The sequence below is a fragment of the Amycolatopsis sp. NPDC049688 genome, assembly GCF_040674975.1.
Classification (GTDB): Bacteria; Actinomycetota; Actinomycetes; order Mycobacteriales; family Pseudonocardiaceae; genus Amycolatopsis.
In genome coordinates this window covers 609562-634732 of the sequence record NZ_JBFANY010000002.1, presented here as the reverse complement: position 1 = coordinate 634732, position 25171 = coordinate 609562, and the positions used below count along the sequence as shown (strand labels likewise).

General features: G+C 71.3%; 25 protein-coding genes and 1 pseudogene. 9 read left to right on the top strand and 17 right to left on the bottom strand.

The window, feature by feature from the left end; translation table 11 throughout:
• The first annotated feature begins 60 nt into the window (after positions 1–60).
• Positions 61–1869: a substrate-binding and VWA domain-containing protein gene (locus AB0J55_RS08975; protein WP_364244895.1), complete on the top strand. Its 1809-nt coding sequence runs from the start codon at positions 61–63 to the stop codon at positions 1867–1869.
• Between the two features lies 1 nt (position 1870).
• On the top strand, positions 1871–2608 hold the full coding sequence (locus AB0J55_RS08970; RefSeq protein WP_364244892.1) for a hypothetical protein: 738 nt from the start codon (positions 1871–1873) through the stop codon (positions 2606–2608).
• Here AB0J55_RS08970 and AB0J55_RS08965 read toward each other — a convergent pair.
• Positions 2605–3501, bottom strand: a complete 897-nt coding sequence (locus tag AB0J55_RS08965) for a LysR family transcriptional regulator (protein ID WP_364244890.1) — start codon at positions 3499–3501, stop codon at positions 2605–2607. The genes AB0J55_RS08970 and AB0J55_RS08965 overlap by 4 nt on opposite strands.
• A gap of 92 nt (positions 3502–3593) precedes the next feature.
• On the opposite strand from AB0J55_RS08965, the pseudogene AB0J55_RS08960 reads away from it, so the two are divergent.
• Positions 3594–4833: pseudogene (locus tag AB0J55_RS08960) on the top strand (MFS transporter).
• Here the strand turns inward: AB0J55_RS08960 and AB0J55_RS08955 are convergent.
• Positions 4800–5825, bottom strand: coding sequence for a hypothetical protein (locus AB0J55_RS08955; RefSeq protein ID WP_364244887.1), 1026 nt, complete (start codon positions 5823–5825; stop codon positions 4800–4802). The pseudogene AB0J55_RS08960 and the gene AB0J55_RS08955 sit on opposite strands and share 34 nt — an antisense overlap.
• 151 nt (positions 5826–5976) lie before the next feature.
• On the opposite strand from AB0J55_RS08955, the gene AB0J55_RS08950 reads away from it, so the two are divergent.
• Positions 5977–6771, top strand: a complete 795-nt coding sequence (locus AB0J55_RS08950; RefSeq protein WP_364244884.1) for a DUF2470 domain-containing protein — start codon at positions 5977–5979, stop codon at positions 6769–6771.
• On the opposite strand, the gene AB0J55_RS08945 is transcribed toward AB0J55_RS08950, so the two are convergent.
• On the bottom strand, positions 6763–7224 hold the full coding sequence (locus AB0J55_RS08945; protein ID WP_003076947.1) for a PPOX class F420-dependent oxidoreductase: 462 nt from the start codon (positions 7222–7224) through the stop codon (positions 6763–6765). The two genes, AB0J55_RS08950 and AB0J55_RS08945, sit on opposite strands and share 9 nt — an antisense overlap.
• Positions 7225–7246: 22 nt before the next feature.
• On the opposite strand from AB0J55_RS08945, the gene AB0J55_RS08940 reads away from it, so the two are divergent.
• From AB0J55_RS08940 to AB0J55_RS08930, 3 genes are all read left to right on the top strand, one after another.
• On the top strand, positions 7247–8059 hold the full coding sequence (locus AB0J55_RS08940; protein ID WP_364244881.1) for a CPBP family intramembrane glutamic endopeptidase: 813 nt from the start codon (positions 7247–7249) through the stop codon (positions 8057–8059).
• Positions 8060–8155: 96 nt separating this feature from the next.
• The gene (locus AB0J55_RS08935) at positions 8156–9343 is read left to right on the top strand and encodes an arginine deiminase (RefSeq protein ID WP_364245976.1); all 1188 of its coding nucleotides are present in this window, start codon (positions 8156–8158) and stop codon (positions 9341–9343) included.
• Positions 9344–9488: 145 nt separating this feature from the next.
• Positions 9489–10043 carry a ferritin gene (locus tag AB0J55_RS08930; RefSeq protein ID WP_364244879.1) on the top strand — a complete coding sequence of 185 codons (555 nt, stop codon included), beginning with the start codon at positions 9489–9491 and terminating at the stop codon, positions 10041–10043.
• Between the two features lie 78 nt (positions 10044–10121).
• Here the strand turns inward: AB0J55_RS08930 and AB0J55_RS08925 are convergent, their stop codons facing one another.
• From AB0J55_RS08925 to AB0J55_RS08910, 4 genes are all read right to left on the bottom strand, one after another.
• Positions 10122–10940 (bottom strand): hypothetical protein, encoded by an 819-nt coding sequence (locus tag AB0J55_RS08925; RefSeq protein WP_364244876.1) that lies wholly within the window; start codon positions 10938–10940, stop codon positions 10122–10124.
• On the bottom strand, positions 10937–11449 hold the full coding sequence (locus AB0J55_RS08920; RefSeq protein WP_364244873.1) for a SigE family RNA polymerase sigma factor: 513 nt from the start codon (positions 11447–11449) through the stop codon (positions 10937–10939). The genes AB0J55_RS08925 and AB0J55_RS08920 overlap by 4 nt, the downstream gene beginning before the upstream one ends.
• 312 nt (positions 11450–11761) lie before the next feature.
• Positions 11762–12115: a DUF952 domain-containing protein gene (locus tag AB0J55_RS08915; protein WP_364244870.1), complete on the bottom strand. Its 354-nt coding sequence runs from the start codon at positions 12113–12115 to the stop codon at positions 11762–11764.
• Between the two features lie 130 nt (positions 12116–12245).
• Positions 12246–13127, bottom strand: coding sequence for a DUF5926 family protein (locus AB0J55_RS08910; protein WP_364244867.1), 882 nt, complete (start codon positions 13125–13127; stop codon positions 12246–12248).
• Between the two features lie 53 nt (positions 13128–13180).
• Between AB0J55_RS08910 and AB0J55_RS08905 the strand changes: the two genes are divergently transcribed.
• A complete protein-coding gene (locus AB0J55_RS08905) occupies positions 13181–14347 on the top strand; it encodes a cytochrome P450 (protein ID WP_364244864.1) in 1167 nt (388 codons plus the stop codon).
• Positions 14348–14459: 112 nt separating this feature from the next.
• On the opposite strand, the gene mca is transcribed toward AB0J55_RS08905, so the two are convergent.
• Positions 14460–15302, bottom strand: a complete 843-nt coding sequence (gene mca, locus AB0J55_RS08900; protein ID WP_364244861.1) for a mycothiol conjugate amidase Mca — start codon at positions 15300–15302, stop codon at positions 14460–14462.
• Entirely contained in the window at positions 15299–16648 is a 1350-nt protein-coding gene (locus AB0J55_RS08895; protein WP_364244858.1) for a DHA2 family efflux MFS transporter permease subunit, read from the bottom strand. The genes mca and AB0J55_RS08895 overlap by 4 nt, the downstream gene beginning before the upstream one ends.
• Positions 16649–16742: 94 nt before the next feature.
• On the opposite strand from AB0J55_RS08895, the gene AB0J55_RS08890 reads away from it, so the two are divergent.
• Positions 16743–17333: a TetR/AcrR family transcriptional regulator gene (locus AB0J55_RS08890; protein ID WP_364244856.1), complete on the top strand. Its 591-nt coding sequence runs from the start codon at positions 16743–16745 to the stop codon at positions 17331–17333.
• Here the strand turns inward: AB0J55_RS08890 and AB0J55_RS08885 are convergent.
• The 8 genes from AB0J55_RS08885 to AB0J55_RS08850 all read right to left on the bottom strand — a co-directional run.
• Entirely contained in the window at positions 17330–18367 is a 1038-nt protein-coding gene (locus AB0J55_RS08885; RefSeq protein ID WP_364244854.1) for a DUF4328 domain-containing protein, read from the bottom strand. The two genes, AB0J55_RS08890 and AB0J55_RS08885, sit on opposite strands and share 4 nt — an antisense overlap.
• A gap of 2 nt (positions 18368–18369) precedes the next feature.
• Positions 18370–18729: a rhodanese-like domain-containing protein gene (locus tag AB0J55_RS08880; RefSeq protein ID WP_364244851.1), complete on the bottom strand. Its 360-nt coding sequence runs from the start codon at positions 18727–18729 to the stop codon at positions 18370–18372.
• A gap of 42 nt (positions 18730–18771) precedes the next feature.
• On the bottom strand, positions 18772–20562 hold the full coding sequence (locus AB0J55_RS08875; protein WP_364244849.1) for a cation acetate symporter: 1791 nt from the start codon (positions 20560–20562) through the stop codon (positions 18772–18774).
• A gap of 31 nt (positions 20563–20593) precedes the next feature.
• Positions 20594–21124: a hypothetical protein gene (locus AB0J55_RS08870; RefSeq protein WP_364244846.1), complete on the bottom strand. Its 531-nt coding sequence runs from the start codon at positions 21122–21124 to the stop codon at positions 20594–20596.
• Between the two features lie 13 nt (positions 21125–21137).
• The gene (locus tag AB0J55_RS08865; protein WP_199199637.1) at positions 21138–21971 is read right to left on the bottom strand and encodes a LytTR family DNA-binding domain-containing protein; all 834 of its coding nucleotides are present in this window, start codon (positions 21969–21971) and stop codon (positions 21138–21140) included.
• A gap of 82 nt (positions 21972–22053) precedes the next feature.
• Entirely contained in the window at positions 22054–23442 is a 1389-nt protein-coding gene (locus tag AB0J55_RS08860; RefSeq protein WP_364244844.1) for a glycoside hydrolase family 16 protein, read from the bottom strand.
• Positions 23443–23599: 157 nt separating this feature from the next.
• The gene (locus AB0J55_RS08855) at positions 23600–24445 is read right to left on the bottom strand and encodes a S49 family peptidase (RefSeq protein WP_364244841.1); all 846 of its coding nucleotides are present in this window, start codon (positions 24443–24445) and stop codon (positions 23600–23602) included.
• Positions 24446–24464: 19 nt separating this feature from the next.
• A partial coding sequence (locus AB0J55_RS08850) for a sensor histidine kinase (protein WP_364244839.1) occupies positions 24465–25171 on the bottom strand: 707 nt, incomplete at its 5' end.

Below are 25171 nucleotides of genomic sequence, written 5' to 3'. Positions count from 1 at the left end.
CCCCTTCCTTCTCCGCCGCCCGGATAATGAGCATCCGGGTGGCGGAACGGGGAGGCTACGATGATCAATTCCCAACCAACACGGCGCAAGAGAAAAGTTCTCCCGTTCCTGGCCGCGATCGTGGTCGCCATCGCCTTGATCATCGGAATCCGGTACTGGACCAGCGGTTCGGGTGACGACGCCGAAGCACCGAAATGTTCGGGGGCGGACGCGATCGCGCTTACCATCGCTTCTTCCCCGGAAAAGGCCGGCATCGTCCAAGAAGCGGCAAAAGCCTACTCCGGACGGACCGTCGCCGGGCATTGCGTCGACGTCGTCGTGCGGTCGAAATCGTCCGGCGTGGCGATGCAGGCGCTGGCGAACGGCTGGAACGAAGTCACCGACGGGCCGCGCCCGGACGTCTGGACGCCGGCCGCGAGCGGCTGGGTGAACCTGCTGCGCGTCAACGCCAAGGGCGACTCGGCGTCGATCGTCCCGGACGGCGACCCGCAGCCGGTCGCGAACTCGCCGCTGACCGTCGCCATGCCGAAGCCGATGGCCGAGGCGCTGGGCTGGCCGGCCAAGCCGATCGGCTGGCAGGACCTCGCCACGCTCGCGACGGACCCGGCGGGCTGGGCGAAGCACGGCCACCCGGAGTGGGGCCGGTTCCGGCTCGGCAAGACGAACCCGAACATCTCCACCGCGGGGCTGAACGCCACCATCAGCGCGTACTACGCGGCCACCGGGACGTCGTCCGACCTCACCGCCGCGGCCCTCGAGAAGCCCGAAGCCAAACAGTTCGTCTCGAACATCGAGCAGGCGATCGTGCACTACGGCGACAACACGCTGACGTTCCTGACGAACCTGCAGAAGGCCGACGACCGGGGCGCGGCGCTGTCCTACATCTCGGCGGTGACCGTCGAGGAGAGCTCGCTGATCGGCTACAACCAGGGCAACCCGACGAACGACCCGGCGAAGGTCGGGCAGCACGCGCCGCCGAAGGTGCCGATCGTCGCGATCTACCCGGCCGACGGGACGCTGAACTCCGACCACCCGTTCGTCACGCTGGACTGGGCGGACCCGGTGCGCAAGCAGATCGCCGCGGACTTCCTCGGTTACCTGCGCGGCCCGGAGACGCAGCAGAAGTTCGCCGCGCTCGGCTTCCGGTCGTTCGAAGGCAAGCCGGGCCCGCAGGCGACCGCCGCGAACGGCGTCCAGCCGGACGCGAAGATCAACTTCATCCGGCCGCCGTCGCCGACGGTGCTGTCGAAGCTCCTGGCCACCTGGGCCGACCTGCGCAAGAAGGCGAACGTGCTGCTGGTCGTGGACGTCTCGGGCTCGATGGGCGAGGAGGTGAAGGGCACCGGCAAGAGCAAGATCGACCTGGCCAAGCAGGCCGCGATCGACGCGCTCGGCCAGTTCGTGCCGCGCGACCAGGTCGGGCTCTGGCAGTTCTCGACCCACCTCGACGGCGACAAGGACTACCAGGAGCTGGTGCCGGTGCAGGCGCTCGGGAACAGCGGCAAGGAGACGCTGGCGATGCGGCTCAGCGGGCTGACGCCGCAGTCGGGCACGGGGTTGTACGACTCGTCGCTGGCCGCGTACCAGTACCTGAACGCCCACCTGGACCCGTCGGCGATCAACGCGGTGGTCGTGCTCACCGACGGCCGCAACGAGGACTCCGGCGGCGTCGACCTCGACCACCTCCTGCCCCAGCTGCGGCCGGAGGGCAACGCGGAGACGGTCCGGCTGTTCACGATCGCCTACGGTTCGGACGCCGACCAGAGCGTGCTGAAGCAGATCGCCGAAGCGACCGAGGGGTCGGAGTACGACTCGTCCAAACCGGACTCGATCAACCAGGTCTTCACGTCCGTGATCTCCAATTTCTGACATGAAGTTCGTCCGTGAACTCGCCGAACCGTGGGGGCTGCTGCTCGCGGCCACGTCGGCCGGGGTGGCCTGGGCCGTGCAGCTGCCGGTCGTCGCGTCGGCCGGGGTCGGCGTCGCCGTCCTCGCGGTGTGGGCGGGGGTGGCGGTCGCAACCCGCGAGAAGGAGCCTCCACCGCGCGAAGCACGTGTACTCGACGTCGCGCCCGGGACGACGGAGGAGGACTGGCTGCACCGGGCCGAGGGCGCGGCCGAGGGGTTCGTCTCGCTCAGCAGCTCCCTGAGCCCCGGCCCGCTCGCCGACCGCGTCGCGGACATGGAGCCGGTGGTCCAGGAGACGCTGTCGGCGCTGCGCCGCCTGGCCGGCCGGGCGTCGGCGACCGGGCAGGCTCTCGCCCGGGTCGATCCGGACGCCGTCGCGCGCGAACAGCGCCGGCTCCGGCGCGAGCTGCGCACGGCGAGGGCGGAAGTACGCGGCGATCTCGAACAGGCGCTGACGGCGGTCCAGGCCCAGGCGGACGTGCACGCGCGGCTGTCCGGTGCCCGCGACAAGCTGCTGGCTCAGCTGCAGTCGGGCGCGCTCGGCCTGGACAGCTTGGTGGCCCGGGTCGCGGAGCTGACGGCCGCGACGACGGACGTCGTCGTCGACACCGGCGCGGTCCGCGAGCTCAGCGACCAGCTGGAGGGGATCCGCCAGGGCGTGCTCGAGACGGAGCAGGCGACGCGGAAGTCGCTGGGTTAGGCGGCCCAGCCCGGCCGCCACGCATCGGCCGTGCGCTCGCTCTGCGCGAGGTGACGCCGCAGCGCGGCCAGGCCGGGGTGCGCGTTGCCCCGCCGCCACACCAGCGAATGCGGGTACACCGGCACCGGCGCTTCGATGGGCACGCGCCGCAGGTCGTGCCCGGGCGGCCACAGCACCCGGCTGCCCGCGCCGACCAGGGTCGCCACGTCCGGCGACTCCGCGATCGTGTCCAGCACCACCTCGGTGCCGAAGTTCGGCCCGGCCGCGTCGATCGACAGCCCGAACGCGGCCGCGAACTCGGCGTAGTAGGCGCCCCACTCGGTCCCCGGCACCACGCCGGGCATCCAGAGCCGATGCCCCGCCAGCTGCCTGGGCGTGACGGCGGCCGCGCCCGCCAGCGGGTGCGCGGGACCGCAGAGCAGGTGGAGCGGCTCGTCGTGCACCCACTGCGCTTCGAGGTCCTCCGGCAGCGCGACGACCGCGCGGAACGACGCATCGATCGAGCCGTCCCGGATCGCGGCGGCCGCGGTGTCGAAGAGCGTCGCGACCTCGAGGGCGACGTCCGGGTGAGCCTGGTGGAAGCCGCGCAGCAGCGTCGCGGGGCACAGCCGCCGTCCGATGACGTCGACCCGGAGCGGCCCGGTGCGCACCGACGCAAGGGCTCGCGACTCCGCCTGCAGCAGGTCACGAGCGTGCGGCAGGAACGCGTGCCCGTCGCCGGTGAGCACGGCGCCGCGGGCGGTGCGCGTGAACAGCCGCGCCCCGAGCGACTTTTCGAGCGCGGCGATGCGCTTCGAGACGGCCTGCTGCGTGATCCCCAGCTCGGCGGCGGCCTCCTGGAACCGCCCCGTCTCCACCACGGCGACGAAGGTCCGCACGGCATCGAAATCCACGACGGCCGACTCTAGATTCACAACGCCGCGTTGTGGCTCGCCGCCGCGCCGGTTGTTTGCCGCGCGTGGGTGTTCCCGGCTTTGATCTCCCCGTGGTGCGCGGGCGGTCCTTGGGGCCGCGGTTCAGGTGGCTCTGGTCGGCCTACGCCGTGAGTGCGTTCGGGACCTGGCTCGGCTTCGGGGCCTTCCCCCTGCTCGCCATCCTCGTCCTGCACGCCGGGCCGCCGGCCGTCTCCGCGCTCGCCGCTGCCGGGCCGGCCGTCGGGGCGCTCGTGGCCGTTCCGCTCGGGCCGTGGGTCGACCGGCGGCGGAAGCGGCCGGTCATGGTGGGCATGGATCTGGTGCGATTCGCCGCGCTCGTCAGCGTGCCCGCCGCCTACGCCCTCCGGTCTGCTGAGCTTCGCCCAGCTGCTGGTCGTCTCGGTGGTCGTCGCCGCCGCGGACATCACCTTCACCTCGGCCAGCGGTGCCTTCCTCAAAGGACTGGTGCCGCCTGAGGACCTCCTGCCGGCCAACGGCCGGTTCGAGGCGACGAACTGGACCGCCACCGCGCTCGGGCCGCCCCTCGGCGGGGCCGCTTTCGCCGTGCTCGGGCCGGTGACCTCCGTGGTCGCCAACGCCGTCAGCTTCCTGCTCTCCGCCCTCGGCATCCACGCCATCAAGAGCGACGAACCGCGCCCGCGGACGACCGCGCCGCTGCGGGCCCGGGACCTCGCCGACGGGTGGCGCCTCCTGTTGACGCATCCCGGCCTGCGGCCGCTGTTCTTCAACGTCCTGCTGTTCAACGGCCTGATCATGGGCACCGAGCCCCTGCTCGCCGTGCTGATGCTGAAGGACCTCGGGTTCGCGCCGTGGCAGTACGGGCTCGCGTTCGCCGTCCCGTGCCTCGGCGGGCTCGCCGGTTCGCGGCTAACCCCGCGGCTGGTCGGGCGGTTCGGGCGCCACCGCGTCCTGGTGACGGCCGGCGCCGCCAGGGCGTGCTGGCTGCTCGCGCTCGCCTTCCTGCCCGACGGCGCCGGCGGGCTGGGGTACGTCATGGTCGTGGAGCTCGGCATCATCGTCTGCTGCAGTGTGTTCAACCCGGTCCTCGCGACCTACCGGCTCGAACAGCTGCCGGCGGACCGGGTCGCGCGCACGCTGTCCGCGTGGTCGGTCAGCACCAAGGCGGCCATCGCCACGATGACCGCGCTCTGGGGCGTGCTGGCCGGCTTCACCGGGTCGCGCGTCGCGATCGGGATCGCCGGGGTCCTGGTGCTGGCGACGCCGTTCCTGCTGCCCCGCCGCGACCGGACGCCCGCTCAGCCGAGCCAGACCGTGCCGAGCACCGGGTAGCCGGGCACGCCCGCCGTCGCTCCCCCCGGCCTCGGGACGCCCGCGATCCACAGGCGTCCGGTGGCCGCGACGTTCGCCGCCATCGACGGGTCCGCCGTGGGCATGCGGAAGCCGATCACCGTGCCGTCCGCGAGCATGGTCAGGCCACTCAGGCGCGCGCCGCGAGGGCCCATGCGGATCGGGCCGTCCGGTACCGCGCGCAGCTCCGTCCAGTGGTCCGCCGCGAGCGGGCGGCGGTAGGCGACCGATCGGGCCGCCGCGACGAGGGCGGTCAGCAGGGCGCCGCCCGCGAACGTCCACGCGATCCAGCCCGTCGCCGGGAAGTCGAGCCGGACCCAAGCCGCGAAACCGGCCAGGGCCAGCAGGAAAGCTGCCAGCGCGCATTGGTCGCGGGCGATGCGGCGCCGGTGCGCCGTCAGTACCGGATCGAGCCGCGGCGAGTACGCGGCCGCGGCCGGTGGCAAGGTGACCGCGTCCGCCGGGGGCGCGTCGGAGATCCGGGCGCGGCGGACCCGCATCACCCCCGGGAACCCGACGAACACCTTCGGCCCCCGGCCGAGCAGCCACACCCGCCGGTGCGCGGCCAGCAGCAGCCGGTACGGCTCGTCGAGGCGGACGCGCAGCCACCGGCCGTCGGACAGCCGCACCCCGGCCGACCGGCCAGCGGCGACCAGGCCGTCGGCGGCGATGTCCACCTGCCGGAAGGCTTCGCGCTTCAGCCGCGTCTCGGGCACGCGGACGTACGCGCGGTACCGCCACCACGCCTCGACCGAGCCCACCAGCGCGAGGATGCCGATCGGCAGCACGACCCCCGCGCCGGTGAAGAACTGGGCGACCCCGAACGCCAGGAGGAACCAGGACAGCAGCCGCTGGTTCGCGACGTTGCGGCCGAGACGGTCGAGGTACTCGCCGAAGATCGGCAGGGCCCCGGACGGCATGGCGGGGTCGAGTTCGAACGCGCGGACGCGCTCGGGGACCGGGACGATCGGCACGCGGAACCCCCACGGGGTCGGGTAGTTACCCGCTTTTCGACAAACTGGGCACCGGCGTTACCGGATGCGCCGTTCAGCGGAAAGCACGTGATCGCCACGACTACCCAGACCGCTCGATTCAGGTTAGGCTCACCTAAGTAGGAGGTGAGCCGTGACCGAGGCACCCACAAGCGTCCGCCGCCCGCCGGCGCCGAATCCCGCCGAGCGCGCCAAGACGATCGCGACGCGCAACGGCCCCGCGTCGCTGCTGCCGACGTGCGAACGCGCGGACCTGGACGGCGAGCGGGTCCTGCCGCTCCTGCACCACGTGCACCACAGCGGCAGCGTCAGCGTGCTGCTGCCGGACGACCACCAGCTGGTCCGCGCGGCGAAGCAGACCCAGCGCGGCGAGCTGGCCGTGATGGTCGAGCTCGCCGACCAGGCGCCGGTCGACCTGCGCGAACCCATCCGCGGGCTGCTGTGGATCACCGGCTGGCTGCGGCCGCTGTCCCCGGTGTCGGCCCGCGCGCGGGCGGTGGCGATCGCCGAGACGCGGCCGGACGAGCGGCTCCTCGACGTCGGCCACGGCGTGACGCTGCTGCGGCTCACCCCGGCGTCGCTGGTGCTCGCCGACGCCGAAGGCACCCACTCGCTGCGCCCGCACATGTTCAGCGCGGCGCCGCCCGACCCGTTCCACGACTACGAAGCCCAGTGGCTGCGGCACCTGGAAGCCGACCACGCCGACGTCGTCGGGCAGCTGGCCAAGCACCTGCCGGCGGAGCTGCGCGGCGGCCGGATCCGCCCGCTCGGGCTCGACCGGTTCGGGCTGCGGCTGCGCGTCGAGGCCGACACCGGCGACCACGACGTCCGGCTGGCGTTCTCGCGATCGGTCGACAGCCCGGCGCAGCTCGCGTCGGAGCTGCGCCGGCTGGTCGGCTGCCCGTTCCTGCGCGGGCGGTCAGGCTAGCTCGGCGGGGAAGCCGCCCTTCGCGATCGGCCCCCAGCTTTCGATCGTGACGCGGATGATGCTCTTGCCCTGCTTGACCATGGCTTCGCGGTATTCGTCCCAGTCCGGGTGTTCGCCGGAAATGGCGCGGAAGTACTCCACGAGCGGCTCGACCGAGTCCGGGATGTCCAGCACCTCGGCGGTGCCGTTCAGCTGCACCCACTGGTCGTTCCACTCGTCGGACAGGATGCAGGCCGACACCTTCGGGTTGCGCTTGACGTTGACGACCTTCGCGCGCTTCGGGTAGGTCGAGACGACGAGCCGGCCCTCGGCGTCGACGCCGCACGTGACCGGCGAGAGCTGCGGGCCGCCGTCGGCCTTCGTGGTCAGCAGGATCGCGCGGTGGCGGGTGGACAGGAACTCGACCAGGGCGGCGCGGTCGACGGTTTCGTTGGTGGCGATGCTCCTCGGCATGCTCCGAAGGTAGCGTGCGGACATGACGTTCACCGCGCGATCGTGGCTGGCCCCGGCCCGCCCCGAGTTCCCCGGGACGATCGAGGACCCCGCCGAGCGCCGCGCGGTCAAGATCGAGCTGCTGATCGTCTTCGGGATCACGCTGGGCATGTCGGGTGTGCGAAGCTTGCTGTCCCTTGTGGACTCCCTGCTGCAGCCGGTGCCGCTGGCGCAGCAGCAGACCCAGCTGAACGTGCCGCAGGCCGCGGCGAGCCTGATCGACCTGCTCAAGCAGCTGCTGTCGGCGGCGCAGCTGGTCGGCTGGGGCGCGCTCGGGCTGTACCTGCTGTGGCGCGCGGGCGTGAAGATCGCGCAAATCGGGCTGGATCGCCGGTCACCGGGCCGCGACGCGCTGCTGACCGTCCTGCTCGCCGCGCTGATCGGCGTCCCCGGCCTGGCGCTCTACTTCGTCTCGTACCACCTGGGGTTCAGCCTGGCCGTGCAGCCGTCCACTTTGGGCGATACGTGGTGGCGGCCGATCTCGCTGACGCTGTCGGCGTTCGGCAATGCCTTCGCCGAGGAAGTCCTGGTCATCGGCTACCTGCTGACGCGGCTGCGGCAGCTCGGCGTCCGGGAGAACTCCGCCGTGTTCGGCGCCGCGGTGCTGCGCGGGTCGTACCACCTGTACCAGGGGTTCGGCGGCTTCGTCGGGAACTTCGTCATGGGGCTGGTCTTCGGGCGGCTGTGGCAGAAGACGAACCGGCTGTGGCCGCTGGTCGCCGCGCACACACTGTTCGACTTCGTGACGTTCGTCGGATACGCCCTGCTGAAAGGGCACGTTTCCTGGCTGCCGTAGAAAACACAGCGGCGCGAAGCGCCTTCCTTTGAGGGCGGCGGCGGGGGCATGGACGGATACGATCGGGGGGTGATCGACGAAACGGCACCTCCCCGGGTGGACAGCGAAGTCGGACCCCTGCGCGCGGTGCTGCTGCACCGGCCCGGCAACGAGCTCAAAAGGCTGACGCCCCGCAACAACGACCAGCTCCTCTTCGACTCGATCCCGTGGGTCGACCGGGCCCAGGCCGAGCACGACGCCTTCGCCGAGGTGCTGCGCAGCCGCGGCGTCGACGTCCTGCTGCTGGCCGACGCGCTCCGGACCGCCCTGGAGGACGACCGGGCCCACGCGGCGGGCGTGCACGCGGCGGTCGACGACCGGCGGCTCGGCGGCGACCTGGCCGACTCGCTGCGGTCGCACCTGTCCGGGGTCGACGCGGCCGGCCTCGCCGAGGTGCTGATGGCCGGGATGACGTTCGAGGAGCTGCCGTCGGCGGAGGGCGCGTCGCTGGTGCGGATGATGAACCACCCGCACGACTTCGCCGTCGATCCGCTGCCGAACCTGCTGTTCACCCGCGATTCCTCGGCGTGGATCGCCGACCGGGTGGCGATTTCGTCGCTGACCATGCCGGCGCGCCGCCGCGAAACCGCGGTGCTGGACCTGATCTACGCCTATCACCCGTACTTCCGGCACGCGGCCCGCGCGTACGGCGCCCATTCGGCGCCGATCGAAGGCGGCGACGTGATGCTGCTGGCCCCGGGCGTGCTCGCGATCGGCGTCGGCGAGCGGACGACGGCGGCGGGTGCGGAGTCGCTGGCGCGGTCGGTGTTCGCCGACGGCATCGCGCACACCGTGCTCGCGGTGCCGATCGAGCAGTCCCGCGCGACCATGCACCTGGACACGGTGTGCACGATGGTCGACGCCGACGCGGTGGTGATGTACCCGCTGGCGCGCGACTCGCTGACGGCGTTCACGCTGCGCCCGACCGGCGACGGGGGCGTGAAGGTCGCGGGGCCGGCGCCGTTCCTGGTGGCCGCGGCCGAGGCGATGGAAATCGACCGGCTGCGCGTCATCGACACCGGCCTCGACCCGGTGACGGCCGAACGCGAGCAGTGGGACGACGGCAACAACACGCTCGCCCTGGCCCCGGGCGTCGTCGTCGGCTACGAGCGGAACGTCGAAACGAACGAGCGGCTGGAGGCAGCGGGCATCGAGGTGCTGCCGATCGCGGGCTCCGAGCTGGGCTCCGGCCGCGGCGGCCCGCGGTGCATGTCCTGCCCGGTGCGGCGCGATCCGCTGAAGTGAATGAAGCCTTCCCTAAATTGCGGCATGCATTTAGGGAAGGCTTACTTAAATAAGGTTCGTCTTCTTTAGGAATGGTAACCCTAATAGGGGGCGGATCACCAGTGCCGAGTGGCAATTCGGCCAATCTTGATCTATTCTGGTCTGCATGGCCCTCATCACCAGGAAAGAACCGCGCTCCAAGTTCTACGAACTGCTGCAGGCGCAGATCCACAACGAGTTCAACGCGTCCCAGCAGTACATCGCGCTCGCGGTGTGGTTCGACGCCGAGGACCTGCCGCAGCTGGCGAAGCACTTCTACAAGCAGTCCGTCGAAGAGCGCAACCACGCGATGGCGCTGGTGCAGTACATGCTCGACCGCGACCACCACGTCGAGATCCCCGGCACCGGGGAGGTGCGCAACGACTTCTCCGGCGTCACCGAGGTCATCGAGCTGGCGCTCGCGCAGGAGAAGGAGGTCGCCGCCGACATCTCCGCGATGGCGAAGGCCGCGCGTGCCGAAGAGGACTACATCAGCGAGCAGTTCACGCAGTGGTTCCTCAAGGAGCAGGTCGAAGAGATCTCGCAGATGAGCACGCTGCTGAACGTGGTCAAGCGCGCGAACGGCAACCTGTTCGAGGTCGAAAACCACCTGTACCGCGAGTCCGTCGGCGACGGCGGCACCGACTCGCAGATGCCCCCGGTGGCCGGCGGCAAGCTCTGACGCTCCGGTAGCCCCGAAGACCGGAAAACCCGGGCCCTCCCCCTGTGGACGGCCCGGGTTTCCGCATGCGGCCGGCGCTCAGCCGGCGCAGTTCGCGTTGACCACCGAGAGGGTCATGTGCGCGACCACGGAGTCATCGAACGAAAACTGGAATTCGAACGTGGCGGCCGGGGCGACGATGAGACCGGGCTGTTCCTTCGCTCCGGGGTAGGCCGCGAGCACCTGCTCCTTCGTGGCTCCGGTGCCGATGCCCTCGGCTGTGTGCACCGCCTGTTCGGGGGTGATGGCCAGGAGCCCCGCCGACTTGGAGACCACGATGGTCGCGGGTGCGGGCACTCCGCCGCCGCTGGCGTTGTAGACGGTGCAGGCGGCGACGGGATTCGCGTTGCTGAGCGTGACCCCCTGCGCGGCGATCTGCGCGTCGGACATGCCCAGCTTGAGGGTGCCGAAGCCGTCCACGTCGAGCTGGGGCCCGGTCACCACGGGCGGCAGCTTCGACGGCGACGGGGCCGACGGCTGCGGCGTCTTCGACGGCGGCGAGCCGGGGGTCTGCGAAACCTGGATGTCGTGGGTGCTGGTCGGCCCGGGCGTCGACGGCTCCGGTGGCCGGCCCTGCGTGAGGTTTTCGGGCGGTTTGACGCTGCTTTCGGTTCCGTCGGCGGACATCACCGCGGTGCCGTCCTCGGTGTGGAGCCGGATCATGGTCAGCCCACCCGAGACGGCGACCACGGCCACCGCGACTGCGGCCACAGCCTGCACGGTGTGGCGACGGCGCCGACGCCGTCGCGCACCGGCGACGATGACCGTGCCGGCGTCGGGCGGCGGAGGCAGGTCCAGCCGCTCGTCAGCGAACAGGGCGCGCAGGCGCTGCTCCAGTTCGTCCTCGGAGATGTTCAACCCGCACCACTCCCTTCGCCTTCGCCGTCGGCCGCCTTCAGCTTCATCCGAAGGGACGCGATCGCCTTGCTGGCCTGGCTTTTCACGGTGCCCTGGGTGATGCCGAGAGCACCGGCGATCTCCGCTTCCGAGAGACCTTCGTAATAACGCAGCACCATGACGGCCCGTTGTCTCGGCGGCAGCGTTCGTAACGCACGCCACAGCGGCTCGTGCTCGAACGGGTCGTCCGGCACGTGCGGGCTGGTGTCCGGCAGGTCCGCGACGAGGTTCTCGCGGCGCGTGCGGCGCCAGCGGCTCACGTGCGCGTTCGCCATCGACCGGCGGACGTAGGCCAGCGGGTCGCCGGTCTTGTCGTGGACGTACGCCCAGCGTGAACCGATCTTCTCCAGCACGGTCTGCACCAGGTCCGCGGCGTCGTGCGGGTTGCCGGTGAGCGCGTGACCGTACCGCAGCAAGCCGGGCAAGGTGGCCTGCACGAAGTCGCCGAAGTCGGCGAACTCGACAGGCAACGTCGCGGCCCTCCCTCGGCCTGCGCTGGTCATCGAGGTGACGGTCCGGCCGAATGCAGGCGGACACGGCCCGGAGTCGATCAGCTCACCGGCACCGATCCCGCCGTGGTCGCCGGTCGGACCGGTACCGGTCGACAGAACATCTCCCCCGGTGAAGACGGGTGCCGCAGCGGTCACCGTATCGCCTCCCATCGGGGTCGGGTAGCCGGCAGCCGCGCTGCCTTCCTCCCCAACACGCATCACAGCCCCCTCAGGTTGCCCGCGTTCCCGGCCGGATTCGCGCTTCCCCGGCCGGGTCGTGATCTGCCCACGTCAGCGGTGGGCGAGCGAGTCGGGCAGGCGGAAACCGCCGCCTTCGGACTCACGGAATTCGTGCACGCCCACGACGGCCGCGTGCGGGATCGGGCCGTAGACGTGCGGGAACCAGATCCCCTCCGGGTGCGGCGGCACGCCGTCTTCCCAGCGGACCGGCGCATCGACCTTCGCCGGGTCGATTTCGAGCAGCACCAGGTCGGTGCGGCCCCGGTAACGGATGTTGGCCGGCAGGGTCGCCGTGCCGAAGTCGGAACAGTGGATGAACCCGGCTTCCCCCAGCGAAGACGGCCGGTACTCGCCGCCTTCGACCACTTCGGCCCACTCGGCCGCCCCGCAGATGTGAAGTATCACGCCGAGAATCGTCCCACCGGCGCGATCCGGCGGCGGTGTCTCGTGCGCCACATAATGCCTGGTTGAACGCTCATCGAGCGAGTGGAGGACCACCGGTTCGTACCGGCGGTCCGCCACCCGCCGACGAAGATCAGCGCAGGGTGAGCTGACGGCCGATGAGGCCGTCCCGCGCCCGGCGCTCGGTGGCGTTCAGCGGCTCGTCGTCGAGCGACTTCAGGGCCGTCTCGAGCCGGGCGCCGAGGGCGTCCTTGGCCTCGGCCCACTCGCGGGCGTGGGCCTCGGGGTCGAGGTCCCAGACCGGGACGAGCAGGCCGTGCGCCCGGAACGAACCCGCGTACCGCGAGCCCTCGCCGAGGCCGAGCTCGCCGGCCGCCGACAGCCGGGCCAGCGCCTGGAGCAGCAGGTTCTCCGGCTCCGGCCGGACCCAGCGCAGGTGCGCCTTCTCGCCGGCGAGCACCCAGTAGGCGCCCGAGCCGAGCCGCTCGGTGGGCATGATCGCGGCGTTCGCGCGTTCGAGGGAAACCGCGACGTCCCCGGTGGCGTCCGCGTCCTCGGGCAGCCACCAGGCGAAGTCCTGGTGCAGCGTGACGCCGAGTTCGGCACCGGGCGTCAGCAGGTCCTGGAGCCGCGCGTGCTCGTCGGCGGACGGCGGGGTGGTCGTGTCCGGCACGCCGAGGACGTCGCCTTCCTTGGCGTCCAGCAGCCACTTCAGCGACCGGCCGAGGTCACGGCTGATGTCGGAGGAGCGGGTCTGCACCTGGAGGCCGAGGTAGCGCCGGCCGTCGGAGCGGACGAACGCGGCCGCCGCCATCGGCAGCACGGTCCCGAGGGTGACCTCGCCACCGTCGGCGAGGGTGAGATCGGCCGTCGCGGACGGCACGAACTCGCGCAGCGCGATGAGTTCGGGCTCCGCCGCCAGCCCTTCGAACGGCTGGCCGACGAAGACGTCGCGCACCTTCGGCTTGCGGTCCGACGCCTGCTTGGGACCCTTCTTGCGCGCGCCCTTGCCCACTGCTGCCTCCTCTGGCTCGGCTTCAGACGCTATCGAAGGGTTAGTCTCGCGACGTGTTCGACCCCCGCGATCCTGTGTTCCTGGAAGACCCGTACCCGGCGTTCGCCGCGCTGCGTTCCCGCGGCGAAGTCCATTTCCACGAAGGTCTCGGCATCGCCATCGCGGTGTCGCACGCCGCGTCGTCGGCGGTGCTGCGCCATCGTGGTCTGGGCCGCATCTGGCAGGACGCCCAGCCGCTCGAGCGGTTCGCCTCGTTCAACCTGCTGCACCGCAACTCGCTCCTGGAGAACGAGCCACCGGCCCACACGCGCCTCAGGCGCCTGATCGCGGGCGCGTTCGGCCGCGGCCACGTCCAGCGGCTGCGCCCGATGGTCGCGGCCTTGGCGGCCGACATGGTCGACAACCTGGCGGCGGCCATCGCCGCCGACGGCAGCGCCGACCTCCTGGAGCACCTCGCCCAGCCACTGCCGGTGGCGGTGATCGCCGAGCTGCTGGGCGTCCCGGGCACTGACGGCCCGCGCATGGTCGAGCTGTCCAACGCGATCGTGAAGATGTACGAATACGGCCTCCCTCCGGAGGGACGCGACGCGGCCGAGCGAGCCGCGGCCGAGTTCGTCTCGTACATCCGCTCGGTGGCTTCGGCCCGCGCGGACGCGCTGGGCGACGACATCATCAGCGACCTGCTGCGCAGCGAGCTGACCCCGGACGAGCTGGTGGCCACCGCGGTGTTGCTGCTGATGGCCGGCCACGAGGCAACGGTGAACGTGCTCGGCAACGGCATCACGGCGTTGCTCACGCACCGCGACCAGTGGGAGCGGTTGCTGGCCTCACCTGCCCTTCTGGATTCGTGTGTCGAGGAGCTGATCCGGTTCGACGCGCCCCTGCAGCTGTTCGAGCGGACGGCGACCGAGGACGTGTCGATAGGGGGATATGTGGTTTCCCGCGGCCAGAAGATCGGCGCGCTGCTGGGAGCCGCGGCCCGCGACCCGGAGGTGTTCGACGAGCCGGACCGCCTGGACATCGGCCGGACACCCAACGCGCATCTGGGCTTCGGGCTCGGGATTCATTACTGCGTGGGTGCTCCTCTCGCTCGGGTGGAGATCGCTGCTGCGTTGAGTGCGTTGGCGGAGAAGTTGCCGGGGTTGCGCCTGGCGGAGGCTCCGCGGCGACGGCCGGAGTTCGTGATCCGGGGGTTGCGGGAGCTGCGGGTCACCGCCTGACGGGTTCGCCGACCCCGGTTCTCGCGTGATCCGGGGCGGAACTCGCGTGATTGGAGGGCCATCTCGCGTGATTGGGGAGGCATCATGCGTGATTGGGGGGACGACACGGGGGTCATGGGGTTACTCCGGTGAAGAGGTTGTCTTCGATCGCGGGGACGGAGGTCGGGTGGGCCAGGTGGTAGTCCTCGTAGGGCCAGACCTGGCGCTCGATTTCGCGGGAGTGGGCGAAAAACGGGTGGGACGGGTCCACCTGGGTTTTGTGGGCGAGGAGGGCTCGGTCTCGGGTGGCGAAGAACGACTCGCAGCGGATTCGGGTCGTGACCGGGAGCTTGTCCGGGGGTAGCTCGTTCAGGACGTCGGTCATCGCGGACTCCTGGCCCGCCGCCAGGGTTGCTTCGTGCAAGGCTTCGAACCACGCGCGGCTCAGGACTGCCTGGTAGTACAGCTTCTGGGGGCGCCATGGGGAGCCGGTGCCCGGGTAGCGGGCCGGGTCGGCGGCGGCTGAGAAGGCTTCGAGCGTGGCCTCGTGGGTGCGGATGTGGTCCGGGTGGGGGTAGCCGCCCGTTTCGTCGTACGTGATCACCACGTGCGGGCGGAACTCGCGGATCAAGGCCACCAGCGGGGCCGCCGCCTCCGGGAGCGGGAGGGCCGCGAAGCTGCCGTCGGGGAGGGGCTCGCCGTCGGCGGGGAGGCCGGAATCGACCAGGCCGAGGAACCGGTGGCGGACGCCGAGGATCGCCGCCGCCTCGGCCATCTCGCGGCGGCGGATCGCCGGCAGGTTCGCCCACGTCTCTTCGGTGTCGAGGGCCGGGTTCAGGACGTCGCCGCGTTCGCCGCCCGTGCACGTGGCGACCAGGACGTCGACGCCTTCGGCCGCGTAGCGCGCCAGGGTGGCCGCGCCCTTGCTGGACTCGTCGTCCGGGTGGGCGTGGACGCTCAGGAGACGGAGGGTCATCGTGTGCCTTTCGCAGGGAAGAAGAGAGCGGGGACCAACGTCAGCGCCGACAGGGCCAGCGCCCACGTGAACGTCGCGCCGAACGCCGCCGGCGGGGATGCGGCAGCCGTGAGCCGGTCGTGGAGGATGGCAGCCAGCAGGGCCGTGCCCAGCGAGCCGCCGATGCGGTTGACCACGTTGAACGCGCTCGCCGCCCGGGGAATGCGGGACCGCTCCAGCGAGCCGTACAGCGTTGTCATGCCGGGAGCCGTCGCCGCGCCCAGGCCGGCGCCGCGGACCAGGAGGGACAGGGTCAGCAGGACCCCGCCGGGCGCCGAGCCGAGCTGGGTGAAGGCGATCGTGCCCAGCAGGGACAGCCCGATGCCCGCCAGCATCGTCCGGCGGGGGCCGAACCGGGCCAGCAGCGGGCCGCTCGCCAGCAGGACCGCCGCCGAGCCGAGCGCTTGCGGCGCCAGCAGCAGCCCCGCCTGCCACGCGCTCGCGTGCTCCACCTGCTGGTAGTACAGCGGAAGCAGCAGCATCGAGCTGTACAGCGACGCCCCGAGCAGGAACGTGCTCGCGCTCGCGACCGCGAACCCCTTGTTCCGGAACAGCTTCAGGTCGAGCACCGGCGAAGCTGTCCGGGATGCGTGGACGCCGTACGCCAGCAGCAACGCAGCTCCGGCGAACCAGGCGACGGCCACCCCCTCGGCCAAGCCGTAGACGAACACGCCAAGCCCGGGCGAGAGCAACGCGATCCCCCGGACGTCCAAAGCCGTGTGCACGCCGTCCGGCGAAGGCGCCGGGAGCAGCCGGCGGGCGAAGAGGAACGTCGCCACGCCCAGCGGGACGATCCCGAAGAACATCCAGCGCCATCCCAGGTCCGCCACCAGCGCGCCACCGAGCATCGGGCCGAGCACCGGGGCCACCGTCGCCGGCAGGGTGATCACCCCGATCATCCGGCCCAGAGCCGGCCCCGCCGCCTGTGCGAAGACCGCCTGCCCGACCGGCTGCATCAGGCCGCCGCCCAGGCCGTGCAGCACCCGGAACGCGATCAACGCCGGCGCCGACCACGCGAAGCCGCACAGCAGCGTGCCCGCGGTGAAGATCGCCACCGCCGTCAGCCACACCGCGCGGCCGCCGAACCGGTCGGTCAGCCAGCCCGACAGCGGGATGGCCGCCGACGCCGCCAGCAGGTACGCGCTCGCCACCCACTGCACCGTGGTCAGCGGGCTGTCCAGGTCACGGGCGATCGAGTCGATCCCGACGGTCACGATCGTCGCGTCGAGGATCGACAGCACCGCTCCCATGATCAGGACGCCGCCGAGCCGCCACAGCGCCGCATCCGGCCGGACTGCCGTCGTCATGCTCACCCCAAGTGATTAGGTCGAACCTCAGATTAGGTCGGACCCATTCATTGGGTCAAGCCCAATCTTGGGTCCGACCCAGTAGAGTGACGCCATGAGCGAGGGACTCCGGGACCGGAAGAAGCACGAGACCAGGAAGACCATCTCCGACGTGGCCACCCGGCTGTTCATCCGGAACGGCTTCGAGGACGTGACGATCGCGGACATCGCCGCCGAGGCGCGGGTCGCCAAGATGACCGTGACGAACCACTTCCCGCGCAAGGAGGACCTGGTCTTCGACATCCGCGCCGACTTCGCGGCCTGGCCGGCCGCCCTGATCCGCGACAGCGCCTTCCACGACACGCGCGAGCTCTACTTCGAGGCGCTGGGCGCCGAACACGCGCTGGTCGGCTTCTCCGGCCCCGGGTTCGTGCGGATGATCAAGGAAAGCCCGGTCCTGACGAACGCGCTGCACGAGATGCACCGCGAGCGCGAAGCGGCGCTCGTCGACCTGCTGGTCCGCCGTCACCCCGAAGAGGACGTCACCCCGGTGCTGGCCGCCGCGCACCTGGCCACGGTCCTGCGGGTGCTCTTCCAGGAGGTCTTCGACCGGACCCTCGAAGCCGAAGGAACCGTCGTCGACCAGGTCTGGCCGATCGCGGAACAAGCCTTCGAGCAGCTCGAACCGGCCTACGGGAGGTACTAGCGCGCGGCGCCGGCCGGCCGCGAAGTCCGCAGCTCCGGTTCCGGCGCACCCTGCACCTTCAGCACGCGCATCTCACGCACGTCCAGGGCGTCCGAGGGCACCAGCAGCGCCGAGAACCGCCGGACGACCAGGGCCGTCATCACCGCCAGCGCGACCGCGGAAAGGTCGGTCAGCGCGACCAGGACGACGCTGTCGGCCATCGACTGCACGTCGTCGCGGAAGCGCCAGCCGATCGACACGCCGAGCAGCACCCAGTTCAGCAGCCAGGTGCCCCACCACACGAGCACCCGGCGCGACGGCTTCGGCCGGGCGTCACGCGAGCGGCCCAGCACGGCGTGCTCGAGCTCGCCGACGATCGAAAGGGCCATCGGCAGGTTCGCCACCGGCACGAGGACGCCGACCAGCACCTGCCACAGCGGCCGCGGCGGGTCGTCGCCCGACACGTCCGCCGCCGCCTGGCGGGCGAGCAGCAGCCACCACAGCGACAGCCCGGCCGGGAACAGCGCGAGGATCGACGCCAGCAGCCCCGCGGTGACCACGAACCCGTCGGAGAACGCCACCACCGAGCGGGACAGCGCGGAGTCGCGACCCTGGGCGAGCAGCACGTACCGCCAGATCTCCGCGCCGGCCGCGACCGCGCAGAGCACGGCGAACGCGAACAGGACGACGACCAGGCTGCGGCTTAGCACCGGCACCCGGTCGATCGGGCGGGTCTCGTCGGACGCCGTGCCGGGCACCGACGTCGGGCGCCGCCAGACCAGGTTCGGGAAGCCCCAGCGCGGCGGGACCGGGTACGACGGCGGGCCGAGGTACGGCTCGGGCGCCACCACGCGGCGGCGCGGCCACGCGCCGGGCGGCGGGGTCGCCACCCAGCGCAGCTTCGGCCGGTGCACCGGGCGGCGGTGGTACGGGTACGGCTCCGGCTGGGCAGCCAGCGTCCGGCCCTGCAGCTGCTGGGCGGACGGCGGCGGCGCCTGGCGCGGCCAGTACCCGGGCGGGTACGGCCGGCCCTGCGGAGGCTGCCCCGGGTGCAACGCTAGATCACTTCGGGTTCGATGCCGGGGTGCTCGCCGACCATCGGACGGCCTTCGCGCTGCCACGCGCCCATGCCGCCGGCGACGTTCACCGCGTCCCAGCCGCTCTGGTTGAGCCACGCGGCCGCCCGCGCGGACCGGCCGCCGCTGCGGCAGATCACGTGGATCGGCTGGTCGTCGGGCAGGTCACCGAGTTCTCCGACGCGTGCGGGCAGCTCGCCCATCGGGATGTGCACGGCGTCGGGCGCATGTCCGGCGGCCCACTCGTCGTCTTCGCGGACGTCGAGCAGCACGAGGCCGTCCTTGGGCAGGTCGCGGACCTCGGCGGTCGGCAGTTCAGCAGGGCTCACCACGATTCCCATGCTGCCATGCGGACGCGTTGCCCGCGCGTGAGGTCGGCGCACTTACTTCCGGTGGCGGCCGCGGCCGGGCAGCCGGGTCTTCTCTTCGGCCTGGCCGAACCGTGCGACGGCCCGGTCCCGCATGAAGCCGAGCGGATCGGGCGCGTGCAGCCGCAGCATGATGTCGTGGACGTGCTCGGGGCGGCCGTACCCCGTCACCCGGCTGACCAGGTACGTCGTCACGAAGGCCGCCGGGACGGTGATCAGCGCGGGCTGGTTGACGAACCAGGGCGCCCAGCCGCCGGTGTAGCCGCTCACGACGTTGACCACCAGCGCGGCCAGCACCAGCCCGCCGCCGACGAACATCCCCGCCAGCGCGCCGGGCCAGGACAGCTTGCGCCACCAGATGCCCAGCAGCAGCAGCGGGCTGAACGTCGACGCGGCGAGCGCGAACGTCAGCCCGATCGACAGCGAGATGTCCTCCGGGCGCAGCCCCACCGCCAGCGCGATCGGCAGCAGGGCGACCAGCGCGGTCGCCACCCGGAAGTCGCGCACCCGGCCGGGCAGCAGGTCGGTCGACACCACCCCGGCCACGCTCACCAGCAGCCCGGACGTGCTGGACAGGAACGCGGCGAACGCGCCCGCGGCGGTGACCGCGCCGAGGAGCTGCCCGCCGACTCCCGGCAGCATCGCCGACGGCAGCTGCAGGATCGCCGCGTCGGTCTTGCCGGTCACCAGCAGCTCCGGGACGTACATCCGGGACAGGGCGCCCAGCAGCGTCGGGAACAGGTAGAACAGGCCGAGCAGCAGCAGGACGTGCACGGTCGTGCGGCGCGCGGCCTTGCCGTCGGGGTTGGTGTAGAAGCGGACCAGCACGTGCGGCAGGCCCATCGTGCCGAGGAACGTCGCGAACATCAGCGAGTACGTCTGGAGCAGGTCGGTGAGGCTGCCCGAGCCCGGGTGCAGCCAGTTCGAGTTGTCGGCGACGGAATCGCTGACCACCGGGACCGGCGTGCCGGCCAGGAACTTCAGCTTGGTGCCTTCGGACACCGTGTGCGGCGCCAGCGGCGTCCAGTGCGTCGGGCCGGCCGCCGGGCCGTTGTCGGTGCGGCCGTAGGCGTAGAGGAACGTGTCGGTGGTGACGTGCAGGGTGACGTCGGTCTGCACGTCGACCGTGGTGTCGCTGGTGAACACCGGCGGCGCGGCGGCGCCGAGCGGGCGGAAGCCGTCCGGGCCGCCTCCGGCGAAGAAGACCATGCACAGCACGAACGCGGGCACCGAGATGGCGAACAGCTTGAGCCAGTACTGGAAGGCCTGGATGACGGTGATCGCGCGCATGCCGCCGGCGATCACGTTGAACGCGACCACGACCATCACCGCGATCGCGCCCGCCCACGCCGGCACCGGCAGCACCGTCGCCAGCGTCAGGCCCGCGCCCTGCAGCTGCGGGGCCATGTACAGGATCCCGATGAACACGACGAACGCCGTGGAGAACCGGCGGAGGCCCTTGGAGCCGAGCCGCATCTCGACGAAGTCGGGCAGCGTGTACGCGCCGGACCGGCGCAGCGGCGCCGCCACGAACAGCATCAGCGCCAGGTAGCCCGCGGTGAAGCCGATCGGGAACCACAGCGCGTCGGCACCGTCCTTGAGCACGATCCCGGCGATGCCGAGGAAGGACGCCGCGGACAGGTACTCACCGGAAATCGCGGCGGCGTTGCGGCGCGACCGCACGGTGCGCCGCGCGACCAGGAAGTCGTGCGTGCTCGTCGCCGACCGCGAGGAGCGGTGACCGAGGTAGGGCGTCACCACGGCGACCAGCACGATGCCGGTCAAGGCCCACGGGTTCAACTGCACGGGGGGAATCCTCGCACGAGTCAGTGCGAAACTAGTTTTCGATCATGTCCACGAACGCGCGTTCGTTGCGTTCGGCCAGCCGGTTGTACCAGATGCCGACCCCGAACAGGAACGGGAACGGGAACACACCGAGGATCAGCCAGGCCACCGGGATGCCCAGGAAGCTCGCGCGGGAGAACCCCGGCACCGCGTAGAACAGCACCGGCAGCGAACCGAACACGACGATGACGAGCAGCGCGAGCAGCAACCCCGTCCGCAGCTGCACCTTCACCAGGTGGTCGCGGACGAGCAGCTTCCCCCAGCTGGTCTGTTCCTCCAGCTCGACGCGGGCGCGCAGGGTGCCGGCCCCGCGGCGGGGATCGTTGAGGATCACCCGCTCCCGCTTGGGTTTCGCGTGGTGCTCCGGCTTCGGCGGCGGCTCGTTCTCCGGCGCCGGCGGCAGCGATTCGACGACGGCCCGGTCCGTCGGCTGGGGCAGCGGCCGGTGGCGGGCGCGCCTGCCGAGCGTCGGATCCGGTTCGCGGACGCCGTTGGCGCGGCGCTCGTAGAAGTCGTCGGTCATGGCCGCGCCCGGCTCAGCCGTTCCGGCCCGAACCGACCAGCCGGTCCTTCAGCGCGCGGGTGTGCCGCCGGCTCACCGGCAGCACCTTCTCCTCGTTGCCGATGACGACCTGGTAGCCGCCCTGGCCCATGCGCAGCTCGGTGATCAGCGGCAGCGCGACCAGGAACGACCGGTGGATCCGGACGAACCCGGCCTTCTCCCAGCGTTCCTCCAGCTGGGCCAGCGGGATGCGGACCAGGTGGCTGCCTTCGGTGGTGAACAGCCGCGCGTAGTCGCCCTGCGCCTCGACCCACCGGACCGAGGAGCGCGGGATGAGCTTGGTGGTGCCGGCCAGCTCGACCGGGATGACCTCGTCGTCGTTCTTCACCGGCTCGCCGCCCAGCGCACCGGGCGGGGGCGCCGCGGCGGCCGCGAGCTTGTCGATCACGCGCGAGATCGCGCGGTCCAGGCGGTCCTGCTGGTACGGCTTGAGCACGTAGTCGAGGGCGCCGAGGTCGAAGGCGTTGACCGCCTCTTCGGCGTGGCCGGTGACGAACACCAGCGCGGGCGAGGGCCGCAGCGCGGCGAACACCCGGGACATCTCCATCCCGGACAGGCCCGGCATGTCGATGTCGGCGAAGACGGCGTCGACGATCGGCAGGCCGCGGTCCTTGCGCTCGCGCAGCCGCGGGTCGTCGGTGGACAGCAACCGCAGCGCCTCGGAGGCGTCGATCGCCGGGAACACCTTGGCCACGTGCGGGCTGTTGCGCAGGCAGTGGACGAGTTCGTCAAGACCGTTCGGCTCGTCGTCCACGGCCAGGACCACGAGCTTCCGGGTGTCATCGTGAGCACTCACAGTGAAACGCATCCTGCCCATTGCCGAGTGCAATGTCCAGCCCCCGTCCGCATTGAGTGAGGGAACCCGCGACCGGGGCCGCGGGCCCCTCGTCTCAGTGCACGAAGGTGAACCAGTTGAGGTTCACGAAATCGGCAGGCTGGCCGCTGGTGAACGTCAGATACACGTTGTGCACGCCGGTCACGGCGCTGATGTTCGCCGGGACGGTCCGCCAGCTCTGCCAGCCGCCCGTGTTGCCGACGGCGAAGCTGCCGACGGGCGCGTTGGACCGGCTGTCGAGCCGCACCTCGACCAGCCCGCTGACCCCGCCTGCCGCGCCGGACGCCACCCGCGCCTGGAAGTTCGTCGCCGCGCTGCTGCCGAAGTCGACGTTCGGGTAGAGGGTCCAGTCGCCGTTGGCCACCGCGCCGATGTCCTGCCCGCCGCCGGTGTCCGAGGTGGCCTCGGTGATCACGCCGGACTGCTGGCCGAACGACTCGGCCTGGATGGTGCGGTAGGCGCTGGTGCCACCGGACGGCGGCGTGGTCGTGGTCGGCGGGGTCGTCGTGCCGCCACCGCCGCCGCGGGTGGACACCGTGACGTAGTCGACGACCATCGGGCGGCCCGGCACGATGCCCGGCCCCGGCGTCGTCGTGCCGGAGTTGTTGTTCGGGAACGCGCCGCCGATGGCGACGTTCAGCAGCACGAAGTAGCCCTGGTGGGTGGTCATGTTCGCCCAGGTCGTCGCGTCGACCTGGTTCTGGCTGACCGAGTGGAACTGCTGGCCGTCGACGAACCAGCGGAAGACCTGCGGGCTGGTGCTCGCGTCCCATTCGAAGCGGTAGGTGTGGAAGGCGGACTGGCAGCTGCTGCCGGGGCACGCGCGGTTGGCGGGCAGGCCGGTGGTCTCGTTGCACGGGCCGCCCGGGTTGACGCCGCAGTGCAGGACGCCCCAGACCGAGTTGATCCCGTTGACGTTCTCCATGATGTCGAACTCGCCGATGGCGGGCCAGTTCCAGTAGTTGCCGCGGTACGGGCCGCCGAGCGCCCAGAACGCGGGCCAGTAGCCGAGCGCGGCGGCGCCGGTGACGTCCGGCATCTGGATCCGGCTTTCGATCCGCATGACCCCGCCGGCGGGTGGCTTGAAGTCGGTGCGCTGGGTCTCGATCCGCGCCGAGGTCCAGTTGCCCGAGCCGTCGCGCAACGGCGTGATCCGGAGGTTGCCGGCGCCGTCTTGCGAGAGGTTGCCGGTGCTGGCGGTGTAGTTCTGGATCTCGCCGGTGCCCCAGTTGGCTGGGCCACCCGGGTAGGCGTGGCCGGTGTCGATGATCCAGTTCGCGCTCGACGGGAGCGAGCCGGAGCCGCCGGTGAAGTCGTCGGCGAAGACGGTGGTCCACCCCGATTCGGGCGGCGGGATGGAGGCGGCGGCGGGGAGGGTGAGGGGGACGGCGATGAGCGCGGCGCCGAGCACCGCGCCGATGGCGAGTCTGCGGGAGTGGGGCATCGGGGACGACCTCCTTGTCGACCGGATTTGTTGCCGTTCACAACAAAGCCCGTCGACAAGGAGACCTGAGGCCCGACCGTGTTTCCAGAGGCGTTACGCGGCTTGAGTGATCCAGGTCACAAAGTCTGCCCGGAAGTACTCGAACCGGACATCCACGTCAGAGGCCGAAGCGGGACCAGGCGGCCTTCTGCGTCACCGCGTCCAGCACCGCCGACGCCGCCGCCGGGGCGCCCAGGCCCAGGCGCGCCAGCAGGGGTTTCTTCGGCTCGGCCACCGAAATCTCCGCCTCCGGGTAGCGCTCGGTGATGATCTGGCGCAGGCTGCCGAGGCCGTCGACCAGGCCCAGTTCGGCCGCCTTCGCGCCGAGCCAGACGTCACCGGTGAACAGGTCCTCCGAAGACGTCAGGCGATCGCCGCGACGCTCCTTGACCCAGTTCACGAACAGCTCGTGGAGCTGGCTGTGCATCTTCTTCAGCCACTCGACGTCTTCGGGCTTCTCCGGCGAGAACGGGTCCAGGCGCGACTTGTTCGCGCCCGCCGTGTGCAGCCGGCGCTCGATGCCGAAGCGCTCCAGCAGGCCCGTGAAGCCGAAGCCGCCGCTGATCACGCCGATCGAGCCGACCATCGACGTCCGGTGGACGTAGATCTCGTCGGCCGCGCACGCCAGCCAGTAGCCGCCCGAGGCGGCGACGTCCTCGCAGAACGCCAGGACCGGGACGCCCTTCTCGTCGGCGAGCTGCCGGATCCGCTCGGCGACCAGGCCCGACTGCGTCGGCGCGCCACCCGGCGAGTTGATCAGCAGTGCGACCGCCTTCAGCCGGTCGTGCCCGAACGCCCTGGTCAGCGCCGACTCCACCGCGGCCAGGTTGATCGCGCCCCTGGCCAGGGGGGACGGCGACGGCGTGATCACGCCGTGCAGCTTCACCACGGCCACGACGTCCTTGCGCTCGACGCGGTCGGCGAGGACCGGGATCCGCGAAGCCAGTTTGTCCGTAACGCTCATACAGCCAGGCTAGCCGGAGTCAGCCCATGGGGAGGATGCCGGAGCGCGTGCCGTTGACGCCGTTCACCTCGGCGCCGTTCAGCTGGGCCGGACCGCCCTGGACCGGGACGTCGGCCTCGTCCGGGTGGCTTTCGGAGCTGTAGTCCGGCATGTTCGGCCGGACACCCGGGACGAACTTCGGCACCCGCAGCGTCACCTTCATGCCGGCGCCCGGCGCGGTCTCCACCATCACCGCGTAGTCGCTGCCGAACACCTGCTGCATGCGCTGGTTGATGTTGCCGAGCCCGACGTGGGCGCCGGTGCGGTGGGCGCTCTTGAGCTCGTTGAGCCGCCGCGGGTCCATGCCGATGCCGTCGTCCTCGACGCTGATCAGCGCTTCGGTGCCGTAGTCCTGCGCGATCACCGTGACGCAGCCGCCGCTGGGCTTGCTGGCCAGCCCGTGCTTGACCGCGTTCTCCACCAGCGGCTGGATGATCAGGAACGGCACGACGACGCTGAGCACCTCGGGCGCGATCTTCATCCGCACCTCGAGCCGGCCGCCGAAGCGGGCGTTCTCGATCGTCAGGTAGCGGTCGATGTTGCGCAGCTCCTCGGCCAGCGAGGTGAACATGCCCGACGTCCGGAACGAGTAGCGCGTGAAGTCGGCGAAGTCCTGAAGCAGCTCTCGCGCCTCTTCGGGATCCGTGCGGATCAGCGCGGAGATCGTGTTGAGCGCGTTGTAGACGA